This window comes from Streptomyces sp. NPDC060002, from assembly GCF_042737245.1.
Taxonomy (GTDB): Bacteria; Actinomycetota; Actinomycetes; order Streptomycetales; family Streptomycetaceae; genus Streptomyces.
This window is the reverse complement of sequence record NZ_JBHWUW010000010.1, coordinates 22,612-45,665: the sequence shown is the minus strand read 5'-3', so window position 1 is coordinate 45,665 and position 23,054 is coordinate 22,612. Positions and strand designations below refer to the sequence as shown.

Sequence of the window (23,054 nt, the reverse complement as noted above, 5' to 3'; positions counted from 1 at the left end):
AAGTTGCGCCGTCCATGAAGCCGCTGCTAGGGCTGGCTGTAGCCGTCCAGGAAGCGGGCGATCCGGCCCACCGCGTCCCGCAGGTCCGTCGCCGTCGGCAGTGTGACGACCCGGAAGTGGTCCGGCTCCGGCCAGTTGAAGCCGGTGCCCTGGACGACCATGATCTTCTCCTGGCGCAGCAGGTCCAGGACCATCTGCCGGTCGTCCTTGATCTTGAAGACGGTGGGGTCCAGGCGCGGGAAGAGATACAGCGCCCCCTTCGGGCGGACGCACGTCACGCCCGGGATCTGTGTCAGCAGCTCGTACGCCGTGTCCACCTGCTCCTTGAGCCGCCCGCCCGGCAGCACCAGGTCCTTGATCGTCTGGCGCCCGCTGAGCGCGGCCACGACGCCGTGCTGCCCCGGCATGTTCGCGCACAGACGCATGTTCGCCAGGATCGTCAGACCCTCGATGTAGGAGTCGGCGTGCGCGCGCGGACCGGAGATCGCCATCCAGCCCACCCGGTAGCCGGCCACCCGGTACGCCTTCGACATGCCGTTGAAGGTGAGGGTGAGCAGGTCCGGGGCGACCTTGGCGGTCGGGGTGTGCGTGGCGCCGTCGTAGAGGATCTTGTCGTAGATCTCGTCCGAGCAGACCAGGAGGTTGTGGCGGCGCGCGATGTCCGTCAGTCCCCGGATCATCGCCTCGTCGTACACCGCGCCCGTCGGGTTGTTCGGGTTGATGATGACGATCGCCTTGGTGCGGTCGCTGACCTTGCGCTCGACGTCCGCGAGGTCGGGCATCCAGTCCGACTGCTCGTCGCACCGGTAGTGCACGGCGGTGCCGCCGGAGAGTGAGACGGCGGCGGTCCACAGCGGGTAGTCGGGGGCCGGTACGAGGACCTCGTCCCCGTCGTCCAGCAGCCCCTGCATCGCCATGACGATCAGCTCGGACACGCCGTTGCCGATGAAGACGTGCTCGACGTCCGTCTCGATGCCGAGTGTCTGGTTGTGCATCACGACGGCCCGGCGCGCGGCCAGCAGGCCCTTCGCGTCGCCGTAGCCGTGGGCCGTCGAGACGTTGCGGAGGATGTCCTCCAGGATCTCCGGCGGACAGTCGAAGCCGAAGGCGGCCGGGTTGCCGGTGTTCAGCTTGAGGATGCGGTGACCAGCCGCTTCCAGGCGCATCGCCTCCTCGAGAACCGGGCCCCGGATCTCGTAACAGACGTTGGCGAGCTTGGTCGACTGGATCACCTGCATGTCTGGGAGCTTACGGCCCGGTAACGCCTCCGGGGGCGTGTTTTCCGCCACGTGAGACGCGGAGTTTGGGTGGGTTTCGCCGTCGGGGGTGCCGGGGTGCGTCCCTTCTTGCCGCAAGGCGCCGTTCCCGCGCGGCCGAAAAGCAGCCCTTGTCCTCTCCTTCCTCTGCACTAACAATGCGCATGACAAAAACAGCGGGCGGCCGGAAGATCTCCGGTCGCCTCGTCGTAAGAGGGGACCCCCACATGAGAAAGCCTCTCGTTGCCGTGCTCTTCGCCCTGGCCATCGCCGGGGCGGGCGCGGCACCCGCGGTCGCCGCGCCGGTGAGCGCGAAGCCCGCGACGGCTTCCGCGGCCTCGGCCTCCACGATCGCGGTCAAGGCGGACGCCAAGGCCGCCGCGCCGACGCTCCGGGCCGTCAACCTCGCCGGGACCGTCGCGCTCAGCAACTGTTCCGGCTCGGTCGTCCGCTTCCCGAACTCCCTGGACACCGACCCGGCGCTGGTGCTCTCCAACGGCCACTGCCTGTCGACCGGTTTCCCCGAACCGGGCGAGGTGCTCGTCAACCAGGCCTCCAGCCGTACCTTCGGCCTGCTCAACTCCGCCGGCACCCGGGTCGCGACCCTGCGCGCCAGCAAGCTGGCCTACGGGACGATGACCGACACGGACGTCTCGATCTACCAGCTCACCAGCACGTACGCCACGATCAAGAACTCGTACGGGATCTCCGCGCTGACCGTGCAGGACACCCACCCGACCGCCGGCACCGCCATCACCGTGGCGTCCGGCTACTGGAAGACGCTCTACAGCTGCAACATCGACGGGTTCGTGTACCGCCTGAAGGAGGGTGACTGGACCTGGAAGGACTCGGTCCGTTACACCTCCGCCTGCCAGACCATCGGCGGCACCTCCGGCTCGCCGGTGATCGACCAGTCCACCGGCAAGGTCGTCGCCGTCAACAACACCGGCAACGAGGACGGCGCGCGCTGCACCGAGAACAACCCCTGTGAGGTCGACGCGAGCGGCAACGTCACCGTCCGCCAGGGCATCAACTACGCCCAGGAGACGTACCTGATCCCGGCCTGCTTCACGACCGGCAACCAGCTCAACCTGAGCGCGAGCGCCTGCACCCTGCCGAAGCCGTAGGGCCGGGCGGAGGGGCGTTCCGTCACATGGGACTGCGACGGACCGCTCGTCCTGCCAGTTCGTTCGTGCGGTGGCCGCTCTCGATGACGAAGCGGCCGTCGACGAGGACGTGCGGGATGCCGGTGGGCAGGGTGCGCGGGGCTTCGTAGGTGGAGCCCGCCGCCACCGTGCGCGGGTCGAAGAGCACCAGGTCGGCGCGGTGGCCCTCGCGGACCACGCCCCGGTCCGGCAGGCGCAGGCGGGCCGCCGGGCGGCCGGTCAGGTGGGCGACGCACTCCTCCAGGGACAGGATCCCCAGCTCCCGTACGTAGTGGCCGAGGTAGCGCGGGAACGTGCCGTACGCCCGCGGGTGCGGCTTGGCGCCCGTCAGGACGCCGTCCGAGCCGCCCGTGTGGACGCGGTGGCGCATGATCGTGCGGACGTTCTCCTCGTGGCCGACGTGCTGGAGGACCGTGGGGGCCAGCCGGTCCTCGAGGAGGAGGCGGCGGGCCGTCGTCCAGGGTTCCTCGCCGCGCAGGAGGGCCGAGGCGTGGACGGTGCGGCCCACATGGTCCGCCAGCCGCTCGTCGCCCACGCCCGAGATCTCGATCGTGTCCCAGTCCACCGGCACCCCGTGGCAGCCGTCCGCGCCGGTCACCTCCATGTCGTGGCGGATGCGGGCGGCCGTGTCGTCGTCCGCGAGGCGGCGCAGGATCTCCGGTGGGCCGCCCTCGCTCGCCCAACTGGGCAGCAGGGCCGCGAGCGTCGTGCAGCCGGGGGTGTAGGGGTAGGTGTCGAGGGTGATGTCCGCGCCCGAGTCGAGGGCTTCGTCCAGGAGGGCCAGGAGCTCCGGGGCGCGGCCCTCGTTCACGCCGAAGTTCATGGTGGCGTGGGCGAGGTGCAGCGGGCAGCCCGCCTCGCGGGTCAGTTCGACCATCTCCGCGTACGCCTCGAGCGCGCCGGCCCCGTAACTGCGGTGGTGGGGACAGTAGTAGCCGCCGTAGCTCGCCACCACCCGGCACAGTTCGGTCAGTTCGGTGCCTCGCGCGTACATGCCGGGCGTGTACGTCAGCCCGGAGGACAGGCCGACGGCGCCCTGTTCCAGCCCCTGTGCGACCAGCCGGCGCATCCGGTCCAGCTCCCGGTCGGTGGCCGGGCGGTCCTCCCAGCCGACGACGAGGGCGCGGACCGTGCCCTGGGGGACGAGGTAGGCCGCGTTGACGGCGATGCCCCGGCCCTCGAAGCCGTGGTCCAGGCGGTCCAGGTACTCGCCGACCGAACGCCAGTCGAAGTCGAGGTCGTCGCCGTGGCCGTTCCAGCCGGTGATGGCCCGGCGGACCCCTTCGAGGGTGCGGTCGTCGACCGGGGCGTACGACAGCCCGTCCTGGCCGAGCACTTCGAGGGTGACGCCCTGCGCGGCCTTCGCGCTGTGGTCGGGGTCGCGCAGCAGGGCGAGGTCGCTGTGGGCGTGCATGTCGATGAAGCCGGGGGAGAGGACCAGCCCCTCGGCGTCCAGTTCCCGTACCGCCTTGGGGCGCTGGCAGCCGGCGGCCGCCGCCTCCTTCACGATCGAGACGATCCTGCCGTCGTCGATCAGCACGTCCGCGCGGTAGGAGTCGGCGCCGGTGCCGTCGACGACGTCCGCGTCCCGGATGACGAGGTCTTCCATGCAGATGTCTCCTGCCAGTCTGTCGTCGGGCTGCGTCTGTCCCTGTCGGCCCTGTCGGCCCTGTCGGCCCTGTCGGCTCTAGAAGAACGTGCGGATGTAGTCGACGACCGTGCCGTCCGCCTCGGCCAGCGGGATCAGCGGCCACTTGTCGAAGGACGTGCAGGGGTGGGAGAGGCCCAGGCCGACCCAGTCGCCGACCTCGACGTCCGCCTCGGCGTCGGTGCGCAGCCACGCGTGCTGGTCGGAGAGCGCGGTCACCGAGACACCGGTGGCGGGGCGTTCCGTGCCCTCGCGGCGGATCACCTGGGCGAAGGGCAGGTCCAGGTCGTACGCCGCGTCCCGCTTGCCCGCGTTGACGAACGCCTGGTCGGGGGCGGGGCGGGAGACGACCTGGGTCCACAGCCGGAACGCGGGCTCCAGCGCGCCCTCCTCGGGAACCCGGTTGAACGGCGTGAGCTTGCGGTAGTGGCCGTCGTCGTGCGAGACGTACGCGCCGGAGCGCAGCAGCTTCAGTACCGGCAGGGAGAGTCCGGGGATCGTGGCGAAGACCTCGGCGACCGTGTCGAACCAGGCGCTGCCGCCCGCGCTGACGACGATCTCCTCGGCGTCCGCGAACCGTCCCGCCTCGTCGAAGTCGGCGGCGAGGGCGACCAGGCGGTGCAGCCAGGTTCGTACCCGCTCCGGGTCGGCCCGCGGGACCTCGCCCTCGTAGCCGGCGACCCCGACCAGCCGCAGGGTCGGCGCGCCGGCCACCGCGTCCGCGACCGCCGCGCACTGCGTCTCCGTCCGGACGCCGGTGCGGGCGCCCTCGCCCGCGGCCAGTTCGACGACGACGTCCAGGGGGCGCCGCGCGCCGCGCAGGGCGGTGTCCATCAGCTCGACGCCGCGCACCGAGTCGACGTAGGCGACGAGGCGGAACCCGGGGTCGGCGTCGAGCTGCGCGGAGATCCAGCGCAGGGCGGCCGGGTCCACCAGTTCGTTGGCGAGGAAGATCCGCTGGACGCCGTAGGCCCGGGCCACCCGCACCTGGTGCGGGACCGCGAGGGTGATGCCCCAGGCGCCGCGGTCGAGCTGGCGCCGGAAGAGCTGCGGGGCCATGGAGGTCTTGCCGTGCGGGGCGAAGGAGAGACCGTGGCGGGTCGCGTAGGTCTCCATGAGGGCGAGGTTGTGTTCGAGGCGCTCGGCGGAGAGGGCCAGCACGGGGGTCGCGAAGCCGTCGGTGAAGAGGTTGCGGCGCTGGGCGGCCAGCTCGCCGACGGTGAGGCCGTCGGCGTCCGGCGGGAGGCCCTTGAAGCGGTGGTCGACGCGTTCCCGGGCCAGTCGGGCGAGCGCCTCGAGTGCCTCGGTACTCATGGAACCTCCTGATCAGGAGCGTTGCATAGAATGCAACGTCCATTGCGCATGTCGCTTACCGCTGTCTAACATCTCGGCCAACGCGGGGTCAACGGAGCCTCCCCCAGCCTTCGGCCGGGGGACCCCCATCTCACTTCGCTCGCCCGCACCAGCAAGGGAGCCACGACGATCGTGACCACCACCGGACCCCGCAACGCCCCCGACGCCGTGGACGTCGTCGCGCTCGGCGAGTCCATGGTCACCTTCCTGCCCTCCCGGCCCGGCCGCCTCGCCGACGTACCGTCCTTCGACCGGGGCATCGGCGGCGCCGAGTCCAATGTGGCGTGCGGGCTGGCGGCGGCCGGACACGCGGTGCGCTGGGTCAGCCGGGTGGGCGCCGACGGGTTCGGCGACCATCTCCTCGAGGCCATCGGCTCCTACGGGGTCGACGTGACCGCCGTACGACGGGATCCCGACCGCCCGACCGGCGTCTACTTCCGCACCGCCGGCGACCGGGCCACCGACGCGCACGAGGTCGCCTACTACCGGACCGGGTCGGCGGCCTCCGCGATGTCCGTCGACACCGTCGGCCTCGACGCCGTACGGGCCGGCCGGGTGCTGCACCTGACCGGGATCACCGCGGCCCTCTCCGCGGACTGCCTAGGCCTGCTGCGGGAACTGACGGCCCCCCGGCCCGGCCGGCCCCTCGTCTCCTTCGACGTCAACCACCGGCCCCGGCTGTGGACGGACGGCAACAGCCCCCAGGTCCTCCTCGAACTGGCCCGCGGCGCCGACCTGGTGTTCGTGGGCGAGGACGAGGCGGCCGAGGTGTGGGGCCTGGGCGGCATCGACGCCGTACGGACCGCGTTCCCCGATCCCGAGGTGCTCGTCGTCAAACAAGGGGCGCTCGGGGCGACCGTCTTCGACCGGGGGCGCGCCCTGCACGTCCCCGCCCCGCAGGTCGACGTCGTCGCCGCCGTCGGCGCCGGGGACGCCTTCGCCGCCGGATTCCTCTCCGCCACCCTGCGCGGGCTGCCCGTGCGCGACCGCCTCCGGCACGGGCACCTCATGGCCGCCGCCGCCCTCACCGTCCCCGGCGACCTGGCCGTGCCGCCTTCCCGCGACCACGCCGACCGGCTCGCGGCCCTCGACGACGCCGCGTGGGGGAGACTTCGACTCGGCCCCGGCTGGACGCACGCCGAAGACCGGGCCGACGAGGAGGTACCCACCCCATGAGCCAGACCGTCGACCGAGCGCTGAGCATTCTGCCGCTGCTCGCCGAGGGCCCCGCCGACCTCGGACAGGTCGCCGACCGCCTCGGCGTGCACAAATCGACGGCCCTGCGGCTGTTGCGCACCCTGCACGAGCACGGCCTCGCCTACCGCCAGTCCGACCAGCGCTACCGCCTGGGCGCCCGCCTCTTCGCCCTCGCCCAGGAGGCGATGGAGAACCTCGACATCCGGGAGATCGCGCATCCGCACCTCGCCCGTCTGAACGAGGCCTGCGGGCACACCGTCCACCTCGCCGTGTACGAGGAGGGCGAGGTCCTCTACATCGACAAGGTGGAGAGCCGCTACCCGGTGCGCATGTACTCACGGATCGGCAAGCCCGTCGCCATCACGGTCGCCGCCGTCGCCAAGCTGCTCCTCGCCGACCTGCCCGAGCCCGAGCGGCGGGTGATCGCGGAGAAGCTCGACTACCCCCTCTACACGGCCCGTTCGACCCCCAACGCGCCCGCTTTCCTGCGCGAGCTGGAGAAGGTGCGCGAACAGGGCTGGGCCACCGACCTCGGTGGCCACGAGGAGTCCATCAACTGTGCCGCCGCGCCGATCCGGGGCGCCGACGGCCGGGTGGTCGCCGCGATGTCGGTCTCCGCGCCGAACGTCGTCGTCACCGCCGACGAACTCCTCACCCTGCTCCCGCTGGTACGCCGCACGGCGGACGCCATCAGCGGCGAGTACTCCGGCAGAACCCCGATCAAGGAAGCCCCGAAGGAATGAGCCCGGCATGACCGAGAAGACCGCCCTCACCCCCAAGACCCACACCAACCCGCCCGCGAAGTTCTCGCACGGGGTGAGGAAGGGCAACATCCTCCAGGTCGCGGGCCAGGTCGGCTTCCTGCCCGCCGAGGAGGGCAAGCCGCCGACGCCCGCGGGCCCCGCGCTGCGCGAGCAGACCCTCCAGACCCTCGCCAACGTCAAGGCGATCCTCGAGGAGGGCGGCGCGAGCTGGGACGACGTGATGATGATCCGCGTCTACCTGACGGACACGGCGCACTTCGCCGAGTTCAACGAGCTCTACAACGCGTACTTCGGGGAGCAGGCGCTCACCGCTCCGCCCGCCGCCCGCACGACGGTCTACGTCGGCCTTCCGGCCGGGCTCCTGGTCGAGATCGACGCGCTCGCCGTCCTCGGCTGACCCACCCACCCGGCTGACCGGCCGTCCGGCCCGGGCTGACCCTCCCGCCCGTCCGGCCCGGGCTGACCCTCCCGGCCGTCCGGCCCGGGCTGACCCTCCCGGCCGTCCGGTCCGGCTGACCCTCCCGGCCGTCCGGTCCGGCTGACCCTCCCGGTCGACGGGTCCGGGCTGACCCTCCCGGTCGACGGGTCCGGCCAACGGTTCGTCAACTCCCGCACATCGCACCGCCTCACGGCACGGCGTTCCCGTTCGCAGGGGACGCCGTGCCGCGATCCCCCCTGCCCGAAAGCTCCGTGAACTCGATCAGAGGACCCCCGAATGCCCCTTCCGCTCGCGGCAAGCTCCGAGCCGGGGGGACCCCCATCCGGCCGCTCGGTGATCGAGTTCTTCGGCAGCCCGTTCGTGGCGCTGACCATCGCGCTGCTCCTCGCCTACTACCTGCTCGGCGTCCGGCGCGGCTGGTCCCGCAAGTCGCTGGAGACGGTCTCGACGGCCTCGCTGAAGCCGGTCGGCAACATCCTGCTGGTCGTCGGCGCGGGCGGCGTCTTCGGTGCCGTCCTGAAGGCGAGCGGGGTGGCCCAGGCGCTGTCGGACACCTTCAACGACGTGGGCCTGCCGGTGATCGTCCTCTCCTACCTGATCTCGGTGGTGCTGCGGGTCGCGCAGGGCTCGGCGACGGTGGCGATCGTGACGACGGCCGGCATCGTGGCGCCGCTGCTCGCCGAGGGCGACCACTCACAGGCTTTCGTGGCCCTCGTCATCATGGCCATCTCGGCGGGCTCGATCTTCGCCTCGCACGTCAACGACGGCGGGTTCTGGATGGTGGCCAAGTACTTCGGCATCAGTGAACGCGACACCCTGAAGACATGGACCGTGCTGGAGACGGTGCTGTCGGTGGCCGGGTTCGTGATGGCGGCCGGAATCAGCCTCTTCGTGTAGGACTCCGGTAACGAAGTCAGGGGCTGACTGTGTCCGGCACAGGATCTTCGACCATACTGCCCGCTGTGGAGCAGCGCATAGGTTCGAGCAGCCAGCCCCTGGAGGGCGCCGGGTTCGACCCGGCATTCATCCCCGGGCTCACGTCGCCCGTGACCGCGGAGCCGGAGGACACGAAGCCGGCATCCGGCGACGGCGTCGCCGGCGGCGACGGCGGCGACGCCGTCAAGCCCGAGGCGGGGAAGGGGGAGTCAGCGGCTTCGGAGCGCCCGGACGCGTCGGCGGAGCCGGCCCCGTCCGTCGAGTCCGACGAGTCGGGTGAGCCCTCCGAGTCCGTCGGGGGACCCGTCTTCGAGGCCTCCGACCGCCGTGCGCGGATCGCCGCCGACGCCAGGGGCGTCCGGCTCCGCCTGGACGAGGAGTCGTGCGAGTTCCGCTGGGACGAGATCGGTGCGGTCGAGACCGAGACACCGCGCTTCGGGAAGCGGTTCACCATCACGGTGCACACCCCTGACCGCCGCTGGTACCCGATCGAGATCGAGGCGACGGCAAGGTCCCGCTTCAAGGAGTGGGAAGAGCAGCTGGACGAGGTCCTCGACGCCTACTTCGAAGACGGGGAAGCCGAAGCGGAAGCGGGCGCCGAGGACGAGGTCGTCGAGGTCGACGAGACCGGGGCCGAGGACGCCGACGTCAAGGACACCGAGCCCGAGGCCGCCGAGGCCAAGGGCGACGAGGCCGAGGACGCCGACGTCAAGGACGCCGACGTCAAGGACGCCGACGTCAAGGCCGCCGACGTCAAGGACGCCGACGTCAAGGCCGCCGACTAGACGCAGTACTGGGTCTGTTTCCCGATGGACCGGTACATGCAGTCCGCGTTCTCGAGAAGCTGCAGCACCGCGTCCCGGTTACGGGAGGTCTCCCGCTCGATGATCTCGTCGGGCGGGTAGAACCCGCCTCCGGAAGAGGACGACGGGTACATTTCGAAGGTGTACGAGAAGATCTTCTGCGTACCCCAGAGATAGTCGTCGATCGATCCGTCGGTGATGTACAGGTCGCTGGACTGCTCGGGGGTGTATCCGTTGCTCGCGGCCATCTTCTGCCCGACGGCCTTGAACGCGGCGTTGTCGTCCGCGGTCATCCCGGTCGCGGTGTCCGCGGTGGTGTAGCCGAACGGCCACAGCACCAGCTGGCTGTACGTGTGGAAGTCGATCCCGGCGGTGATCTGCTGCTTCCCGCCCACGATCCGGCTGCGCACGAAGTCGGCGACGACCTTCACCTCGGGCGCGGACTCGGCGGCGGTGCCCCGGTAGGTCTCGGAGGACGTGGACCCCGAAGAGCCGCCGCAGCAGCCGAACTTGTAGTTCCAGTTCCGGTTGAGGTCCGTACCGACGTACGAGGAACCGGAGTTGGGCTGCCGGTTCTTGCGCCACGAGCGGTAGGAGCCGGAGGCGATGTCGTACTCGCCGCCGTCCGGGTTGAGGTCGGGGACGATCCAGATCTCGCGGCCGTTGACCATGCTGGTGACGCGGGAGTCGGAGCCGTAGCCGGCGCCCAGTTCGCGGATCAGGTACAGCGCCATCTCCACGGTGAGGTGCTCGCGGGCGTGCTGGTGATGGGTGAACAGCACCTCGGGCTCGGCCTCGTCGGTGGCGACGTTGTCGCTGATCTTGATGGCCACGATGTCCCGGCCCTGGTAGGACTTGCCGATCACCCGTTTGCTCATGATGCCCGGGTAGGCGGCGATGCGCTGGTCGATCTCCGCCGTCGTCTCGGCGTAGTTGTGGTACTTCGAGTCGGCGGTCGGGAAGTCGAAGAGCCGTACCTCGTCCTCGGCGACCCGGTCCGGTGCCGAGCCCAGCAGGGACACCTCGTACCCCTGCGCGCGCAGCTTCTTCACCTGGTCCGCGCGGCCGGAGACCACGACGGTCTCCTCGTCGGCCTCGTCGACGCTCACTCCGGCGGCGGCGATCGCCGTGCGCATCTGGGGGGTGCTGTGGTGGACGTGGATCTCGTACTGGCGGATGTCGTCGGCGGAGGGTGCCGCCTTCGGGGCGCTGCCCGCCGCCGCGTCGGTGACCGTCGCCGAGACCGGCGCGGCGAGAGCGAGGGCGAGGAGTGCGGCGAGGACGGCGGTCCGTCTGCCGCTGCGGGCGCTTGTGGCGCCGGCGCCTGAGCCGCGAATGCGAAGTCGCATGAACTCTCCTTGTGGGGAGCCGGGTTGTGGGGGGCTGTGCGCTTGCTGTGTGCGGCGGTGCGGTGCCGCTCATCGTCGAGGCATGGCATGAGCAGGTCAAGAGACAACAAAAGGCCGCTGGCCGAAATCATGCGGAATGTGACGAGCGGCCGGCCGCGCAGTGTATCCGCGCCCGTGCCGGTCGGCCGGTAACCGAGGTTTGGCCGGAGTGTGAGCACATCGGGTGGAGATCCCGCACGCGCACTTGCCGCGGCGGCCCCTTCGGGTTTCCTTGACCTTCATGGCGGACACCACGGGACCCCCCACGGGAAACTCCACGCACACCGAGCCACCACCCGGCACCGACAACGCGTCCCCCCGCAGATCCAGTTGGAAGTACATCGGGCCCGGCATCGTCGTCGCCGCGACCGGCGTCGGCGCCGGCGACCTGGTGGCCACACTCATCGCCGGCAGCAACTTCGGCTACACCCTGCTCTGGGCGGCGGTCCTCGGCTGCCTGGTCAAGATCTCCCTCGCCGAGGCGGCCGGCCGCTGGCACCTCTCCACCGGCCGCACCCTCTTCGACGGCTGGGCGAGCCTCGGCCGCTGGACGACGTGGTTCTTCGTCGTCTACGTGGTCGTCTGGGGCTTCGTCTACGGCGCCGCGGCGATGTCGTCGAGCGCGCTGCCGCTCCAGGCGCTGTTCCCGGACGTGATGGACCTGAAGGCGTGGGCCGTCGCGTGCGGGCTGGTCGGCCTGGTGTTCGTCTGGTTCAACAAGTACGCCGTCTTCGAGAAGGTCATGACGGTCCTCGTGGGCGTCATGTTCGTGGTGACGGTGTACCTGGCGATCCGGGTCACCCCCCACCTCGGCGAGGCCTTCGCGGGCCTCCTCCCGGTCCTGCCGGACGAGAAGGACTCCGTCCTCAACACCCTCGGCCTGATCGGTGGAGTCGGCGGCACCATCACCCTCGCCGCGTACGGCTACTGGGTGAACGCCAAGGGCTGGACGAACACGGGCTGGATGAAGGTGATGCGGCTCGACAACCGGGTCGCGTACGTGACGACGGGCATCTTCGTCGTCGCCATGCTCTTCGTCGGTGCGGAACTGCTGCACTCCGCGAACGTGGCGATCGCGAGCGGCGACAAGGGGCTCGTCCAGCTCGGCGGCATCCTGGAGGCGGAGTACGGCGCGGCGACCGCCAAGTTCTTCCTGGTCGGCTTCTTCGCCACCTCCTTCACCTCCCTGATCGGCGTCTGGCACGGCGTGAGCCTGATGTTCGCCGACTTCGTGGCCCGCTACCGCGGTCGCGGCGACGCGGGCGGAGCGGAGGTCGCCTCCGGCGAGCGGGAACGCTCCTGGCCCTTCCGCGCGTATCTGCTGTGGCTGACCTTCCCGCCGATCGTGCTGCTCTTCCAGGGCGAGCCGTTCCGCCTGATCATCCTGTACGGCGTGCTGGGCGCGGCCTTCCTGCCCTTCCTGGCCGGGACGCTGCTGTGGCTGCTCAACTCCTCCCGCACACCGGGGGAGTGGCGCAACGGGCCGCTGAGCAACGCGATGCTGGTGCTGGCGGGACTGCTGTTCCTGGTGCTGTGCGTCAAACAGATCTGGGACCAGCCGTGGTCGGAGTTCTTCTGATCCGTCCGCCGGGGCCGCCTCAGGCGGTTGGTTGAGTTTCTCAAGCTTGAGTTCCGCAAGCACTTCTCCTAGGCTGCTGATCCCCTAGGAGAGGTGCCGTCGCCGTGGCTGTGACCGTGCTGGACGACAAGACCGCGCTCGTGCTGATCGACCTGCAGGCCGGCACGCTCGCCGCCCCCACCGTGCCGTACCCGGCCGCGGACGTGGTGGCCCGGGCCGCCGAACTCGCCGACGCCTTCCGCGCCGCGGGCGCCCCCGTCGTCCTGGTCCGCATGTCCACCTCGCCCGACGGCGCCGACGCGGTGCCCGGCCGCAGCGAGGCGGCACGGCTGGCCGGGGGCCGCTCCCGCCCCTACGACCTCGGCCCGATCGCCGAACCGCTGACCGGCCACGAGGGCGACATCCTGGTCACCAAGCGGGCCTGGGGCGCTTTCCACGGCACCGACCTCGACCTCCAGCTGCGGCGCCGGGGCGTCACCCAGATCGTCCTCGCGGGCATCGCGACCAGCCTCGGCGTCGAGTCGACCGCCCGCGCCGCGCACGAGCACGGCTACCACGTCACGTTCGCGGTCGACGCGATGACCGACATCAACGAGGACGCGCACCGCCACCGCGTGTCGTACCTGTTCCCGCTGATCGGCGAGCCGGGCACGACGCGGGAGATCCTGGACCTGCTGTCCGGCGTCCGAGCCTGAACCCGAGGGCCAGTCCATTCGCGGTCTCCGGCCGTCAGTCCTCGGTGGCCCTCCACCGGGGGCTGAGCGCGAGGGCCCGCAGCTGCTCGATCGTGAGGGCGGGCTCCGCGTGGGTCGCGGCCTGGTCCTGCTCGGCGGCGTCGAAGGCGCTGACGACCACCCGCCCTCGGCGAGGTGCGTGTCGCCGGCGGTGAGCAGACACGCCGACCGGTACAGATGGCCGGTGCGCGCCGCCGCGAACCCGGCGTACCCGTCCGCGCGGGCGGCCTGCCTCATGGATGATCCCCCTGCGTCGGTTGCCGTGCTGTCCTCATCTCACTGATGCGGTGGGGCACGGGAAATGTTTCAGGGGAGACCGAAAGTGGCCGCACAGGATCGCGGGGGTACGTTCTCGTTGTGACAGACCAGCCGCCGCCGTCCCCTCCGTCGTCCCCTCAGCCGCCGCCGGGCTTCGGCCCGCCCCCGCCGCAGTACGCACCGCAATACGCCCCGCAGTACCCGCCGCCGTACGCCCCGCAGGCGGAGCCGCCGCCCGGTCCGGAGTTCCTCGCGGTCGACAAGCACAACGCGGTCGTCGTGGACGCGGCGGGCGTCGCCTTCGAGATGTACGACATCACGGTCGAGTTCCCCTGGCCCGAGGTCCGCGGCGTCCACTACCGGGCGAGCCCCAACGGCAAGGCCCTCATGGTCGCCGTGGTCCACGTGGACGGCCGGGTCTACGAGTGCGTGGTGACGGCGAAGCCGAGGGAGCGGATGCAGGGCTGGTTCGCACAGCTGGCGTGGGTGCTGGGCCACTACCGGCCGGCGGGGTACTAGGGGGCGGACGCACGGATGCGTGGACGGGTGGAGGTGGACGCACGGGAGGGTGTCGCGCCCCGGTCGTCCCGTGGCGCGACACCCTCCCGTCACCCGCTACCTGTCACCGCTCGCCCGTTGCCCGTGACGTCGCACGGCCCCGTGGCTACGGCAGTCCGTGCACATGCGGGCCCACGGCCGCCGACCAGGCGTTGCCCGCCGACGCGTCCCAGTTCGTCGACCACGTCATCGCGCCCCGCAGACCGGGGTAGGTCTTCGACGGCTTGAAGGAGCCGCAGCCCGTGCCCTTGGTGAGGCAGTCCAGGGCGTTGTTGACCACCGTCGGCGACACGTATCCGCTGCCCGCGCCGCTCGTCGAGGCCGGCAGGCCCAGGCCCACCTGGGACGGGTCCAGGCCGCCCTCCAACTGGATGCAGGCCAGCGCCGTCAGGAAGTCCACCGAGCCCTGGCTGTAGACCTTGCCGTCACAGCCCAGCATCGAACCGCTGTTGTAGTACTGCATGTTGACGACCGTGAGGATGTCCTTCACGTTCAGCGCCGTCCGGAAGTAGCCGTTCGACGTCGACTGCATGTCGATCGTCTGCGGGGCCATCGTCAGGACCAGACCCGACCCCGCCTTCGACGCCAGCGACCGCAGCGCCTGTGACATGTACGTCGCGTTGAGGCCGTTCTCGAGGTCGATGTCGACGCCGTCGAAGCCGTACGTCTGCATCAGCGTGTACACCGAGTTCGCGAAGTTCGTCGCGGACGTCGGGTCGCTCACCGACACGGTGCCGTTCTGGCCGCCCACCGAGACGATGACCTTCTTGCCGGCCGCCTGCTTCGCCTTGATGTCCGCCTTGAACTGGTCGACCGTGTAGCCGCCCAGGCCCGCCGAGTCCAGGTTGAAGGTGACGGCGCCCGGCGTCGTCGTCGCGTCCGCGAAGGCCACGGCGATGATGTCGTACTGGGAGGAGACGCCGGAGATCCGCTGGACGGTCGCGCCGTTGTCGAAGTTCTGCCAGTAGCCGGTCACGGCGTGCTTGGGCACGGTTCCGCCCCCGGTGCCGCCGGTGGTCGTCGTTCCCGTGACCGCCGTCGACTTCACGGACTCGCCCGCCGCGTTGGTCGCGGTGACCTGGAAGGCGTACGACGTGGAGGCCGCGAGGCCGGTCACGGTCGCCGCGGTGCCCGTCACCGCCGTCACCTTCGTACCGCCCCGGTAGACGGAGTAGCCGGTCGCGCCGGAGACCGCGTTCCACGAGAGGGACACGGACGACGAGGTCGTGCCCGACACGGCCAGGCCGGCCGGGGCGCCGGGCACCGTCGGGGCCGGGTCGCCGCCTCCGCCGCCGTCGGGGCCGTACACCGAGACGTCGTCCGCGTAGTACGCCGCCTGGCCGTACCAGCCGTGCGTGTACACGGACACCGACGTGGTCGACGCGCCGGTGGTGAAGGTCGTCGAGAGCTGCTTCCACGACGCCGAGTCGGGCGTCCACGTCGAGACGTCCGTCGTGCCGGTGCCGGTCACGCCGAGGTAGGTGTAGCCGCCCTGGACCCAGGCGCTGAGCGTGTACGTCGAGTTGGGCCTCACGGCCACCGTCTGGGCGCACCGGGCGTTGTCCTGCCCGGCCGGTGTCGCCTTCAGCGCGGCCGCGCCGGCGTGCACCGGCGAGGAGACGGTCGTACCGCTGCCCGCCGAACAGGTCCAGTTGGTCAGGCCGGACTCGAAGCCGGCGTTCTTGGCGTTGTTCAGGTCCGCGGCGGACGCCTGAGCCGCGCCCGTCATGGACAGGGCGAGGGCGGCGGCGAGGACGCCCGCGGCTCCCGACCCGAGTCGTGTCGTTCGTTTCAGTGGGGACATGACAGTAAGTTGGTCCAGACCAATTCTCTTGTCAAGAGGTCCGGCCGTGGAGGGCCGGTGGAGGCCCCGCGTGCGTAACCTGCCCCGGTTTGACGGGACTTGCGCGAAGAAGAGTTGCTTGGCAGCCAGGGAAAGCTGTTCTCCGGCCACAGAGGCGTGGATACAGTGCTGAGGTAGTCACGCAATGAAGTCACCCCGGTGCACCGGAGTAACGCCGGTGGGCCGGACCGCGGGAATCGGGGAGCTGCGCGTGCCAACAGCCATTGCCGTGACCGGAGCCGACCTGGCGCTGGCGCCCCAGGACGAACGCACCCTGCCCGCCACCGTTCTCGCCGATCTCGGCCAACAGCCGCTGGACCGTGCCCTCGCCGCCGTCCAGGCCCTCGTCGATCAGTACGGACACGTGATCGTCGTGTACTCGCGGGCCGTCCCCGCCGCCGTCGAGCAGCGACTGCACACGATCCGCTCCCTCCTGGAGAGCGACCGCATCGCGCTCTTCCGCCCCGACCTTCCGCCGCTCGCGGTGGCCGTCCTCGCCCGCCAGCTGCGCCAGCTGGCCTCCTGCGACCTCGGCCCCGGCGTCCTCGCCTCCGCGGGCCGGCTGCTCACCCACTACATCCACGCCGGCGCGCTGCTCGGCTCGGTCGCCCGGCTCGACCGGGTGCCGGTGGTCGGCCTGAAGTCGCATGCCAGGTCGTGGGTTCCGGGTAGTCAGTTCGGTGTGCTCGCCCACCCGCAGCCGGAACTGGTCAAGGCCACCCCGGAAACGGTCCTGCCCGGACCGGAGTTCGGCACCTGGCTGCTCGTCGCCCGCGGGCAGTTCCAGTCCGACTGGGTCACCGAGGTCCTCGCCCCCGCCTGGAAGGTCCAGGGGCTGCGCGAGACGCACCTGCCCGCCGAGTCCGCCGACTGGTGGGGCACCGGCAAGGCGATCGAGTTCTGCGCCTACCTGCCCGACCTGTCGGTCCTCTACCAGCTGGTCACGTCCGTCCGGCAGAGCGTCTGCCACTGGTGCGGCATCGACGTCATCGGCGACCGCTGCGTCTTCTGCTCCGCGACCCCGCCGCCCGCCTCCGATCCCACCGCCCGCCCCGCCGCCCGCGCGCTCACCATGGGCGACTGAACCAGCTCGACCCGCACGCCTGTTCCCGTCCGCTCGACCCGACCCCCAACGAGGTTGCACGGTTCATGAACTCCCGTCAGCGCCGCGGCGTGATTCTCCTGCTCCTGTCGGTCCTGTGCGCCCTCGGCGCGTTCGCCGGCGTCCTCTCCGTCATCGACGACGTGAAGTCCAAGGTCGGCCCCGAGGTCACCGCGTACGAGCTGCGTTCCGACGTGGCGCCCTACACCACCCTGAGCGCGGGCCAGTTCAAGAAGATCGAGATGCCGGAGCGCTGGCTCTCGGACAACGCCGTCACCGACCTCGCCGCCATCCGCGGCAAGATCGCCGTGACGACGCTGAAGAAGGGCTCCCTGCTCCAGAGCGACATGATCGTCGAGCAGCCCGCCCTCCAGCCGGGCCAGCAGGAGGTCGCCATCATGATCGACGCGGCCACCGGAGTCGCCGGCAAGATCACCCCGGGGTCGTCCGTCAACGTCTACGCCACCTTCGAGGGCGCCCGGGAGAGCGATCCCGACCAGTCGAAGATCATCGTCACCAACGCCCGGGTCCTCGACGTGGGCGAGCTGACCGCCCTCGAGCCGGACGAGAACAACCGCAGCCAGTCGCCCACCGACGCGGTCCCCATCACCTTCGCGCTGTCCACGCTCGACGCCCAGCGCATCACCTACGCCGAGTCCTTCGCCAAGCGCGTCCGCCTCGCCCTCGTCGCGCCCGGCGGCGACACCACGGTCCCCGACCAGGACCGTACCTACGAACTCGTCACGGACAAGTGAGAGGCCGCCGCCCATGCCCACGAGGATCCTCCCGGCCGTCGGCGACGCGGACGCGGTCCGTTCCCTCACCACCCTGCTCAGCCAGCTCCCGGACGCCGAACCGGTCGCCCCGGTGTCCGACTCCACCCAGCTGGTGGACACCCTCGCCCGGCTCGCCGCCGAGTCGGTCGACGAACTGCCCGAGGTCGTCGTCGTCCACGAACGCATCGGCCCCGTACCGGCGCTGGAGCTGGTCCGGGAGGTGGCGCTGCGCTTCCCGGCGGTCGGCGTCATCCTCGTCACCACCGATGTGGGGCCCGGCCTCTTCGCCGCCGCCATGGACTCCGGCGCCCGCGGCCTGGTCACCCTCCCGCTGAGCTACGAGGACCTCGCGAACCGCGTCCAGGCCGTCGCCCAGTGGTCGACCGGCGTACGGCGCCATCTCGGCCACGGCGCCGACGTGTTCACCGGCGTCGGCGGCACCGTCGTCACGGTCAGCGGCGCGAAGGGAGGCGTGGGCGCCACTCTCACGGCCGTCCAACTGGCCCTCGCCGCCCAGGCGTCCGGCCGCCCCACCGCCCTCGTCGACCTCGATCTCCAGTCCGGTGACGTCGCCTCCTACCTGGACGTCCAGTTCCGCCGCTCGGTCGTCGACCTGGCCGCCATCACCGACATCTCGCCCCGCATCCTCGCCGAGGCCGTCTTCCGGCACGAAACCGGCGTGGCCCTCCTCCTCGCCCCCGGCGAGGGCGAGCGCGGCGAGGAGGTCACCGACCGCGCCGCCCGCCAGATCATCGGCGCCCTGCGCTCCCGCTACGAGGTCGTCGTCGTCGACTGCGGCGCCCAGCTGAGCGGCGCGGGCGCGGCCGCCGTCGAACTCGCCGAGCGGGCCCTGCTCGTCACCACCCCCGACGTCGTCGCCGTCCGCGGCGCCAAACGCACCGTCCGCATGTGGGACCGGCTCCAGATCCGCAAGGCCGAGGAGACGACCGTCGTCGTCAACCGCCACACCCGGAGTACGGAGATCCAGCCCCCGCTCATCCAGAAGATCACCGGCACGGCGATCGCCGCGACCACGGTCCCCGCCAACTTCCGGGAACTCCAGGCCGCGGTCGACGCCGGCCGGGTGCACGCCCTCGACGGCAAGGGCGCCGTCCGGCAGGCCCTGTGGGCGCTCGCGGGGGAACTGGGGCTGGCCAAGGCCCCGGAGACCGCCCTCGTGCGCAGGGCCGGCGGCCGGGCCCGCGGCGCGGACCGGGGCGCGGCCGGGTTCCGGCGGCGGAGGGAGTGAACGCCATGTGGGGACATCGGGCGCGCGACCGGGGCCAGGTCACCATCGAGTTCCTCGGCATGACACCGCTGATCATCGTGACCTTGGTGGTGGTGTGGCAGTTCGTCCTCGTGGGGTACACGTTCACGCTCGCGGGGAATGCTGCCGACGAGGCGGTGCGGGCCGGGACGGCGGCGCACCGAGGGGAGCGGCAGGCAGTGTGCGAACAGGCGGGACTGGACAAGTTGTCGGACGCGTGGCGCTCCGGGGCCACGGTGAGCTGCTCGTCCTCCGGGTATGTGACCGCGGACGTCGACCTCGAGGTCCCGGTCCTCTTCCCCGGCACCATCGCCTTCCCGTTCACGGTGCACGCTCACGCGGGCGCCGTCGAGGAAGAGGACGACTGAGATGCCGTGCCGGAGGCGCTGGGGCGAGGGCGAGGGCGGAATCCGGGGTGGGCGCGGCCGCGGGGCCGGCGGCGACCGGGGTCAGGTGGCCCTGGAATACCTCGGGTTCCTCCCGCTGCTCCTCCTCGTGGCGCTGGCGGCCGTACAGCTCGGCCTGATCGCGTACGCGGCGCAGCAGGCGGGCACGGCGGCGCGTGCGGGCGCACGCAGCGCGTCGCTCCGCGAGGACTACGCGGGGGACTGTCAACGGGCGGTCAGCAGCTGGCTGAACGCGAGCTGCTCGCCCGCGTACCTCGGCGACGAGGTGCGGGTCACCTCCACCGTCACCATCCCGTCCGTCATCCCCGGCTTCGGGGACTTCGAGGCGCACAAGACGGCCACGATGCCGGTCGACCACTGAGGGAAGGGCATCCGACATGAGCCTGCGGGCACGCATCACCTCCCCCGAGGAGAACGGCGGCCGGGGCGAGGACGGCCATCTGGTGACCTCCTACCGCGCCAAGCTGCTGGAGGAGATCGACCTCGCCGAGATGAGCTCGCTGGCCGCCGCCGAGCGCCGGGCACGGCTGGAGCGGGTGCTGGGACACATCATCAGCCGCGAGGGCCCGGTCCTGTCGACGGCGGAACGCTCACAGCTGATCCGCCGGGTGGTCGACGAGGCACTGGGCCTGGGCATCCTGGAACCCCTCCTCGAAGACGCGTCGATCACCGAGATCATGGTGAACGGGCCCGACGCGATCTTCGTCGAACGGGGCGGCAGGGTCGAACAACTCCCCATCCGCTTCGCGTCGAACGACCAGCTGATGCAGACGATCGAACGCATCGTCTCCACCGTCAACCGCCGCGTCGACGAGACGAACCCGATGGTCGACGCGCGGCTGCCGTCGGGCGAACGGGTCAACGTCATCATCCCCCCGCTGTCGCTGACCGGCCCCACCCTCACCATCCGCCGCTTCCCGCGGTCCTTCACCCTCCACGAACTGATCGGCTTCGGCTCGCTGGACGAGCAGATGCTGTACCTGCTGGCGGGTCTCGTGCAGGCCAAGTTCAACGTGATCGTCTCGGGCGCGACGGGCACCGGTAAGACGACGTTGCTGAACGCGCTCTCGGGCCTGATCCCGGACGGCGAACGCATCATCACCATCGAGGACTCGGCGGAACTCCAGCTCCAGCAGTCGCATGTGATCCGCCTGGAGTCCCGGCCCCCGAACGTCGAGGGCAACGGCCGCATCACCATCCGCGACCTGGTCCGCAACTCCCTGCGGATGCGCCCGGACCGGATCGTGGTCGGCGAGGTCCGGGGCGGTGAGTCGCTCGACATGCTCCAGGCGATGTCGACCGGTCACGACGGCTCCCTGGCCACGGTCCACGCCAACAGCGCGGAGGACGCCCTGATGCGCCTCCAGACCCTCGCGTCGATGTCCGACGTCGAGATCCCCTTCGTCGCGCTGCACGACCAGATCAACAGCGCGGTGGACGTCGTCGTCCAGCTCACCCGCTTCGCCGACGGCGCCCGCCGCATCACCGAGATAGCCGTGCTCGACAGCCACGGCGGAGAGCCGTACCGGCTGGCGACGATCGCCCGCTTCAACGCCCGGCCGATGACCGCCGACGGCCGCGTCCACGGAGCCTTCGAGTACTTCCCCCTCCCACGCCGCACCGCGGACCGCCTGTACATGGCGAGCCAGCCGATCCCGCAGGCGTTCGGGGTGGCGCGCGCGGCACACGAACTGACGACAAGGGAAGCCCGGTAACGCTGATGGACCTCGAGACGCTGATCACCCTCACCACCGGCGGAACCCTCCTGACCTGCGCCCTGGCCGTCGCGGGCCTGCACGCCTACGCGCGGGGCCGGGCCCAGCGGGCGGAGCTGGTGGAACGCCTGTCCTACACCGGCCGGCTCCCCGGCACCGGCCGCCGGCGCCGCTTCCGCACCCTGGACCGACGGCTGCGCCGCACGAGCACGGGCCGCAGGCTGGAGCTGAAGCTGGCGGCGACCGGCCTGGACGTGACGCCCGGCGAGTTCCTCGTCTCCATGCTGGCGTCGGTGGCCGGCCTGTGGCTGGTCGGACAGGCCACCCTGGCCCCCTTCTTCGGCCCGATCGCCGGCCTCCTGGGCGTCTGGGCGGCCTGGCAGTTCCTCAACTGGCAACGTCAGAAACGCATCGAGAAGTTCATCAACCAACTCCCCGAACTGGCCCGCATCCTGGCCAACGCCACCCACGCGGGCCTGGCGCTGCGCACCGCGATCGGCATGGCGGCGGAGGAGCTGGAGGCCCCGGCGGGCGAGGAACTGGCCAAGGTCGCCAACCAGTTGGCGGTGGGCCACTCCATGGACGACGCACTGGGCGAGCTCGCCGACCGGCTCCCCTCCCGCGAACTGGTCGTCCTCGTCACCACCCTGGTCCTCTCCAACCGGGCCGGCGGCCAGGTCGTCGGCGCCCTGCGCAACCTGACGGAGACGCTGGAGGAACGCAAGGAGACCCGGCGCGAGGTCCGCACCCAGCTGTCGCAGGTGAACATGACGTCCTACGCGGTGCCGGCGCTGGGGGTCGGGGCGTTGTTCCTCATGAACAGCGTCGAGGCCGGAACGCTGGACCGCATGACGGGCTCGGCCGTCGGCCAGGCCTGCGTGATCATCGCGTTCGGCCTCTACGCGGTCGGCTTCGTCCTCATCCGCCGCATGTCCCGAATCGACGTCTGAGCAGGAGGTGACGCAGGGCATGGAACTGCTGCTCGCACTCGCCGTGGGCCTCAGCGTCTGGGGCATGTTCGCCGGCATCCGCATGTACCGGGCCGACGTGAAGCTGCCCAGCGACCTCGCGCTGGCCCTGGAGGTCGGCTCGACGCGCACCGGTGCCGTCGGCTCGCTCGTCGACCGCATGGGCATGCGGTACGCCCCCGCCGTCCTGCGTCTGATGGGCCCCAAGCAGGTCACCCGGTACCGGCGCAGGATCGACCTCGCGGGCAACCCGGGCGGCCTGACGATCGACCGCTACGCGGCCCGGCGCGCGGTCTACGGCGGGATCGGCGCCCTCGGCGCGTTCGCCGCGCTGCTCCAGGGCGGCTTCTTCGTCGCGCTGCTCATGCTGGCCTTCGGCGTGTTCTGGTCCGAGGTCGGCATCTGGTCCGCGATCCGGGTCCGCAAGGACGCCATCGAACGGACCCTGCCGGACTTCCTCGACGTCCTCGCCGTGGTGGTGAGCGCGGGTCTCGGCTTCCGGCAGGCCCTCGACCGGGTGGCGTCCAGGTACGAGGGTCCCTGGGCAGACGAGATCCGCATCACGCTGCGTCAGATGGACCTCGGCGTGAGCCGCCGGGAGGCCTTCCAGGAGCTGCGCCGCCGCAACGACTCCGAGCAGGTCGCCATGTTCGTCACGGCCCTCCAGCAGGGCGAGGAGCTCGGCGCGCCGATCGTCGACACGCTTGTCTCGATCGCCAAGGACATGCGCCGGACGGACGCGCAGAACGCCCGCCGCAAGGCGGCCCGCGCGGTCCCCAAGGCCACCCTGATGATCACCACGTTCATGGTCCCGGCAACGATGCTCCTCCTCGGCGCGGGGATGCTGCTCGGCTCCGGCACGGACTTCACCTCGATCACGGGCGAGTAGGCGGACGG

The 23,054-nt window shown here is 71.1% G+C and carries 22 protein-coding genes and 2 pseudogenes; 17 read left to right on the top strand and 7 right to left on the bottom strand.

The annotated features are described in order from the left end of the window. Window positions 1-26: 26 nt before the first annotated feature. Window positions 27-1,238 (bottom strand): pyridoxal phosphate-dependent aminotransferase, encoded by a 1,212-nt coding sequence (locus ACFWBD_RS12215; RefSeq protein ID WP_385666073.1) that lies wholly within the window; start codon window positions 1,236-1,238, stop codon window positions 27-29. Window positions 1,239-1,483: 245 nt separating this feature from the next. On the opposite strand from ACFWBD_RS12215, the gene ACFWBD_RS12210 reads away from it, so the two are divergent. Further along, window positions 1,484-2,383 (top strand): serine protease, encoded by a 900-nt coding sequence (locus ACFWBD_RS12210; protein WP_385666071.1) that lies wholly within the window; start codon window positions 1,484-1,486, stop codon window positions 2,381-2,383. Between the two features lie 22 nt (window positions 2,384-2,405). Here ACFWBD_RS12210 and ACFWBD_RS12205 read toward each other — a convergent pair whose 3' ends face one another. Both ACFWBD_RS12205 and ACFWBD_RS12200 read right to left on the bottom strand, forming a co-directional pair. Further along, a complete protein-coding gene (locus ACFWBD_RS12205) occupies window positions 2,406-4,031 on the bottom strand; it encodes an amidohydrolase family protein (RefSeq protein WP_385666069.1) in 1,626 nt (541 codons plus the stop codon). Between the two features lie 78 nt (window positions 4,032-4,109). Then, complete coding sequence (locus tag ACFWBD_RS12200) at window positions 4,110-5,384, bottom strand: amino acid deaminase (RefSeq protein WP_385666067.1); 1,275 nt, start codon at window positions 5,382-5,384, stop codon at window positions 4,110-4,112. A gap of 171 nt (window positions 5,385-5,555) precedes the next feature. On the opposite strand from ACFWBD_RS12200, the gene ACFWBD_RS12195 reads away from it, so the two are divergent. From ACFWBD_RS12195 to ACFWBD_RS12175, 5 genes and pseudogenes are all read left to right on the top strand, one after another. Further along, window positions 5,556-6,599, top strand: a complete 1,044-nt coding sequence (locus ACFWBD_RS12195) for a sugar kinase (protein WP_385666065.1) — start codon at window positions 5,556-5,558, stop codon at window positions 6,597-6,599. Continuing rightward, window positions 6,596-7,363, top strand: coding sequence for an IclR family transcriptional regulator (locus ACFWBD_RS12190; RefSeq protein ID WP_385666063.1), 768 nt, complete (start codon window positions 6,596-6,598; stop codon window positions 7,361-7,363). The genes ACFWBD_RS12195 and ACFWBD_RS12190 overlap by 4 nt, the downstream gene beginning before the upstream one ends. Before the next feature lie 7 nt (window positions 7,364-7,370). Next, window positions 7,371-7,781, top strand: coding sequence for a RidA family protein (locus tag ACFWBD_RS12185; RefSeq protein WP_385666061.1), 411 nt, complete (start codon window positions 7,371-7,373; stop codon window positions 7,779-7,781). A gap of 299 nt (window positions 7,782-8,080) precedes the next feature. Beyond that, window positions 8,081-8,720 (top strand): annotated as a pseudogene (locus ACFWBD_RS12180) (GntP family permease); the annotation flags it as partial. 65 nt (window positions 8,721-8,785) lie between these two features. After that, window positions 8,786-9,544 carry a hypothetical protein gene (locus tag ACFWBD_RS12175; protein WP_385666059.1) on the top strand — a complete coding sequence of 253 codons (759 nt, stop codon included), beginning with the start codon at window positions 8,786-8,788 and terminating at the stop codon, window positions 9,542-9,544. On the opposite strand, the gene ACFWBD_RS12170 is transcribed toward ACFWBD_RS12175, so the two are convergent. Beyond that, complete coding sequence (locus ACFWBD_RS12170) at window positions 9,541-10,911, bottom strand: M14 family metallopeptidase (protein ID WP_385666057.1); 1,371 nt, start codon at window positions 10,909-10,911, stop codon at window positions 9,541-9,543. The genes ACFWBD_RS12175 and ACFWBD_RS12170 overlap by 4 nt on opposite strands. A 280-nt stretch (window positions 10,912-11,191) precedes the next feature. On the opposite strand from ACFWBD_RS12170, the gene ACFWBD_RS12165 reads away from it, so the two are divergent. Both ACFWBD_RS12165 and ACFWBD_RS12160 read left to right on the top strand, forming a co-directional pair. Then, window positions 11,192-12,529 (top strand): Nramp family divalent metal transporter, encoded by a 1,338-nt coding sequence (locus ACFWBD_RS12165; protein WP_385666055.1) that lies wholly within the window; start codon window positions 11,192-11,194, stop codon window positions 12,527-12,529. Between the two features lie 104 nt (window positions 12,530-12,633). Then, window positions 12,634-13,224 carry an isochorismatase family protein gene (locus ACFWBD_RS12160; RefSeq protein ID WP_385666053.1) on the top strand — a complete coding sequence of 197 codons (591 nt, stop codon included), beginning with the start codon at window positions 12,634-12,636 and terminating at the stop codon, window positions 13,222-13,224. Window positions 13,225-13,258: 34 nt separating this feature from the next. Here the strand turns inward: ACFWBD_RS12160 and ACFWBD_RS12155 are convergent, their stop codons facing one another. Together ACFWBD_RS12155 and ACFWBD_RS12150 are read right to left on the bottom strand one after the other, a co-directional pair. Further along, window positions 13,259-13,384 (bottom strand): hypothetical protein, encoded by a 126-nt coding sequence (locus tag ACFWBD_RS12155; protein ID WP_385666051.1) that lies wholly within the window; start codon window positions 13,382-13,384, stop codon window positions 13,259-13,261. Between the two features lie 5 nt (window positions 13,385-13,389). Continuing rightward, window positions 13,390-13,500: pseudogene (locus ACFWBD_RS12150) on the bottom strand (SigE family RNA polymerase sigma factor); the annotation flags it as partial. 120 nt (window positions 13,501-13,620) lie between these two features. On the opposite strand from ACFWBD_RS12150, the gene ACFWBD_RS12145 reads away from it, so the two are divergent. Continuing rightward, complete coding sequence (locus ACFWBD_RS12145; RefSeq protein ID WP_385666049.1) at window positions 13,621-14,040, top strand: hypothetical protein; 420 nt, start codon at window positions 13,621-13,623, stop codon at window positions 14,038-14,040. A gap of 145 nt (window positions 14,041-14,185) precedes the next feature. Here ACFWBD_RS12145 and ACFWBD_RS12140 read toward each other — a convergent pair whose 3' ends face one another. Next, a complete protein-coding gene (locus tag ACFWBD_RS12140) occupies window positions 14,186-15,883 on the bottom strand; it encodes a chitinase (protein WP_385666047.1) in 1,698 nt (565 codons plus the stop codon). 250 nt (window positions 15,884-16,133) lie between these two features. On the opposite strand from ACFWBD_RS12140, the gene ACFWBD_RS12135 reads away from it, so the two are divergent. The 8 genes from ACFWBD_RS12135 (at window position 16,134) to ACFWBD_RS12100 (ending at window position 23,046) form a co-directional block, all read left to right on the top strand. Next, a complete protein-coding gene (locus tag ACFWBD_RS12135) occupies window positions 16,134-17,006 on the top strand; it encodes a hypothetical protein (RefSeq protein ID WP_385666045.1) in 873 nt (290 codons plus the stop codon). A gap of 65 nt (window positions 17,007-17,071) precedes the next feature. Then, window positions 17,072-17,779 carry a Flp pilus assembly protein CpaB gene (gene cpaB / locus ACFWBD_RS12130; RefSeq protein WP_385666043.1) on the top strand — a complete coding sequence of 236 codons (708 nt, stop codon included), beginning with the start codon at window positions 17,072-17,074 and terminating at the stop codon, window positions 17,777-17,779. 13 nt (window positions 17,780-17,792) lie between these two features. Further along, window positions 17,793-19,049, top strand: coding sequence for a CpaE family protein (locus tag ACFWBD_RS12125; protein ID WP_385666041.1), 1,257 nt, complete (start codon window positions 17,793-17,795; stop codon window positions 19,047-19,049). A 5-nt stretch (window positions 19,050-19,054) separates the two neighbouring features. Beyond that, window positions 19,055-19,435 carry a TadE/TadG family type IV pilus assembly protein gene (locus ACFWBD_RS12120; RefSeq protein ID WP_385666039.1) on the top strand — a complete coding sequence of 127 codons (381 nt, stop codon included), beginning with the start codon at window positions 19,055-19,057 and terminating at the stop codon, window positions 19,433-19,435. A gap of 85 nt (window positions 19,436-19,520) precedes the next feature. After that, window positions 19,521-19,835 carry a TadE/TadG family type IV pilus assembly protein gene (locus ACFWBD_RS12115; RefSeq protein ID WP_385666037.1) on the top strand — a complete coding sequence of 105 codons (315 nt, stop codon included), beginning with the start codon at window positions 19,521-19,523 and terminating at the stop codon, window positions 19,833-19,835. A gap of 16 nt (window positions 19,836-19,851) precedes the next feature. After that, window positions 19,852-21,189 carry a CpaF family protein gene (locus tag ACFWBD_RS12110; protein WP_385666035.1) on the top strand — a complete coding sequence of 446 codons (1,338 nt, stop codon included), beginning with the start codon at window positions 19,852-19,854 and terminating at the stop codon, window positions 21,187-21,189. 5 nt (window positions 21,190-21,194) lie between these two features. Further along, on the top strand, window positions 21,195-22,139 hold the full coding sequence (locus ACFWBD_RS12105; protein ID WP_385666033.1) for a type II secretion system F family protein: 945 nt from the start codon (window positions 21,195-21,197) through the stop codon (window positions 22,137-22,139). A 19-nt stretch (window positions 22,140-22,158) separates the two neighbouring features. Next, a complete protein-coding gene (locus ACFWBD_RS12100) occupies window positions 22,159-23,046 on the top strand; it encodes a DUF5936 domain-containing protein (protein ID WP_385666031.1) in 888 nt (295 codons plus the stop codon). Window positions 23,047-23,054 lie beyond the last annotated feature (8 nt).

Excerpts from the sequence above, each read along its gene's own strand:
- ACFWBD_RS12215 (WP_385666073.1), bottom strand. The coding sequence starts at position 1,238 with ATGCAGGTGATCCAGTCGACCAAGCTCGCCAACGTCTGTTACGAGATC.
- ACFWBD_RS12210 (WP_385666071.1), top strand. The coding sequence starts at position 1,484 with ATGAGAAAGCCTCTCGTTGCCGTGCTCTTCGCCCTGGCCATCGCCGGG.
- ACFWBD_RS12205 (WP_385666069.1), bottom strand. The coding sequence starts at position 4,031 with ATGGAAGACCTCGTCATCCGGGACGCGGACGTCGTCGACGGCACCGGC.
- ACFWBD_RS12200 (WP_385666067.1), bottom strand. The coding sequence starts at position 5,384 with ATGAGTACCGAGGCACTCGAGGCGCTCGCCCGACTGGCCCGGGAACGC.
- ACFWBD_RS12190 (WP_385666063.1), top strand. The coding sequence starts at position 6,596 with ATGAGCCAGACCGTCGACCGAGCGCTGAGCATTCTGCCGCTGCTCGCC.
- ACFWBD_RS12185 (WP_385666061.1), top strand. The coding sequence starts at position 7,371 with ATGACCGAGAAGACCGCCCTCACCCCCAAGACCCACACCAACCCGCCC.
- ACFWBD_RS12170 (WP_385666057.1), bottom strand. The coding sequence starts at position 10,911 with ATGCGACTTCGCATTCGCGGCTCAGGCGCCGGCGCCACAAGCGCCCGC.
- ACFWBD_RS12165 (WP_385666055.1), top strand. The coding sequence starts at position 11,192 with ATGGCGGACACCACGGGACCCCCCACGGGAAACTCCACGCACACCGAG.
- ACFWBD_RS12140 (WP_385666047.1), bottom strand. The coding sequence starts at position 15,883 with ATGTCCCCACTGAAACGAACGACACGACTCGGGTCGGGAGCCGCGGGC.
- cpaB (WP_385666043.1), top strand. The coding sequence starts at position 17,072 with ATGAACTCCCGTCAGCGCCGCGGCGTGATTCTCCTGCTCCTGTCGGTC.
- ACFWBD_RS12125 (WP_385666041.1), top strand. The coding sequence starts at position 17,793 with ATGCCCACGAGGATCCTCCCGGCCGTCGGCGACGCGGACGCGGTCCGT.
- ACFWBD_RS12120 (WP_385666039.1), top strand. The coding sequence starts at position 19,055 with ATGTGGGGACATCGGGCGCGCGACCGGGGCCAGGTCACCATCGAGTTC.
- ACFWBD_RS12110 (WP_385666035.1), top strand. The coding sequence starts at position 19,852 with ATGAGCCTGCGGGCACGCATCACCTCCCCCGAGGAGAACGGCGGCCGG.
- ACFWBD_RS12105 (WP_385666033.1), top strand. The coding sequence starts at position 21,195 with ATGGACCTCGAGACGCTGATCACCCTCACCACCGGCGGAACCCTCCTG.
- ACFWBD_RS12100 (WP_385666031.1), top strand. The coding sequence starts at position 22,159 with ATGGAACTGCTGCTCGCACTCGCCGTGGGCCTCAGCGTCTGGGGCATG.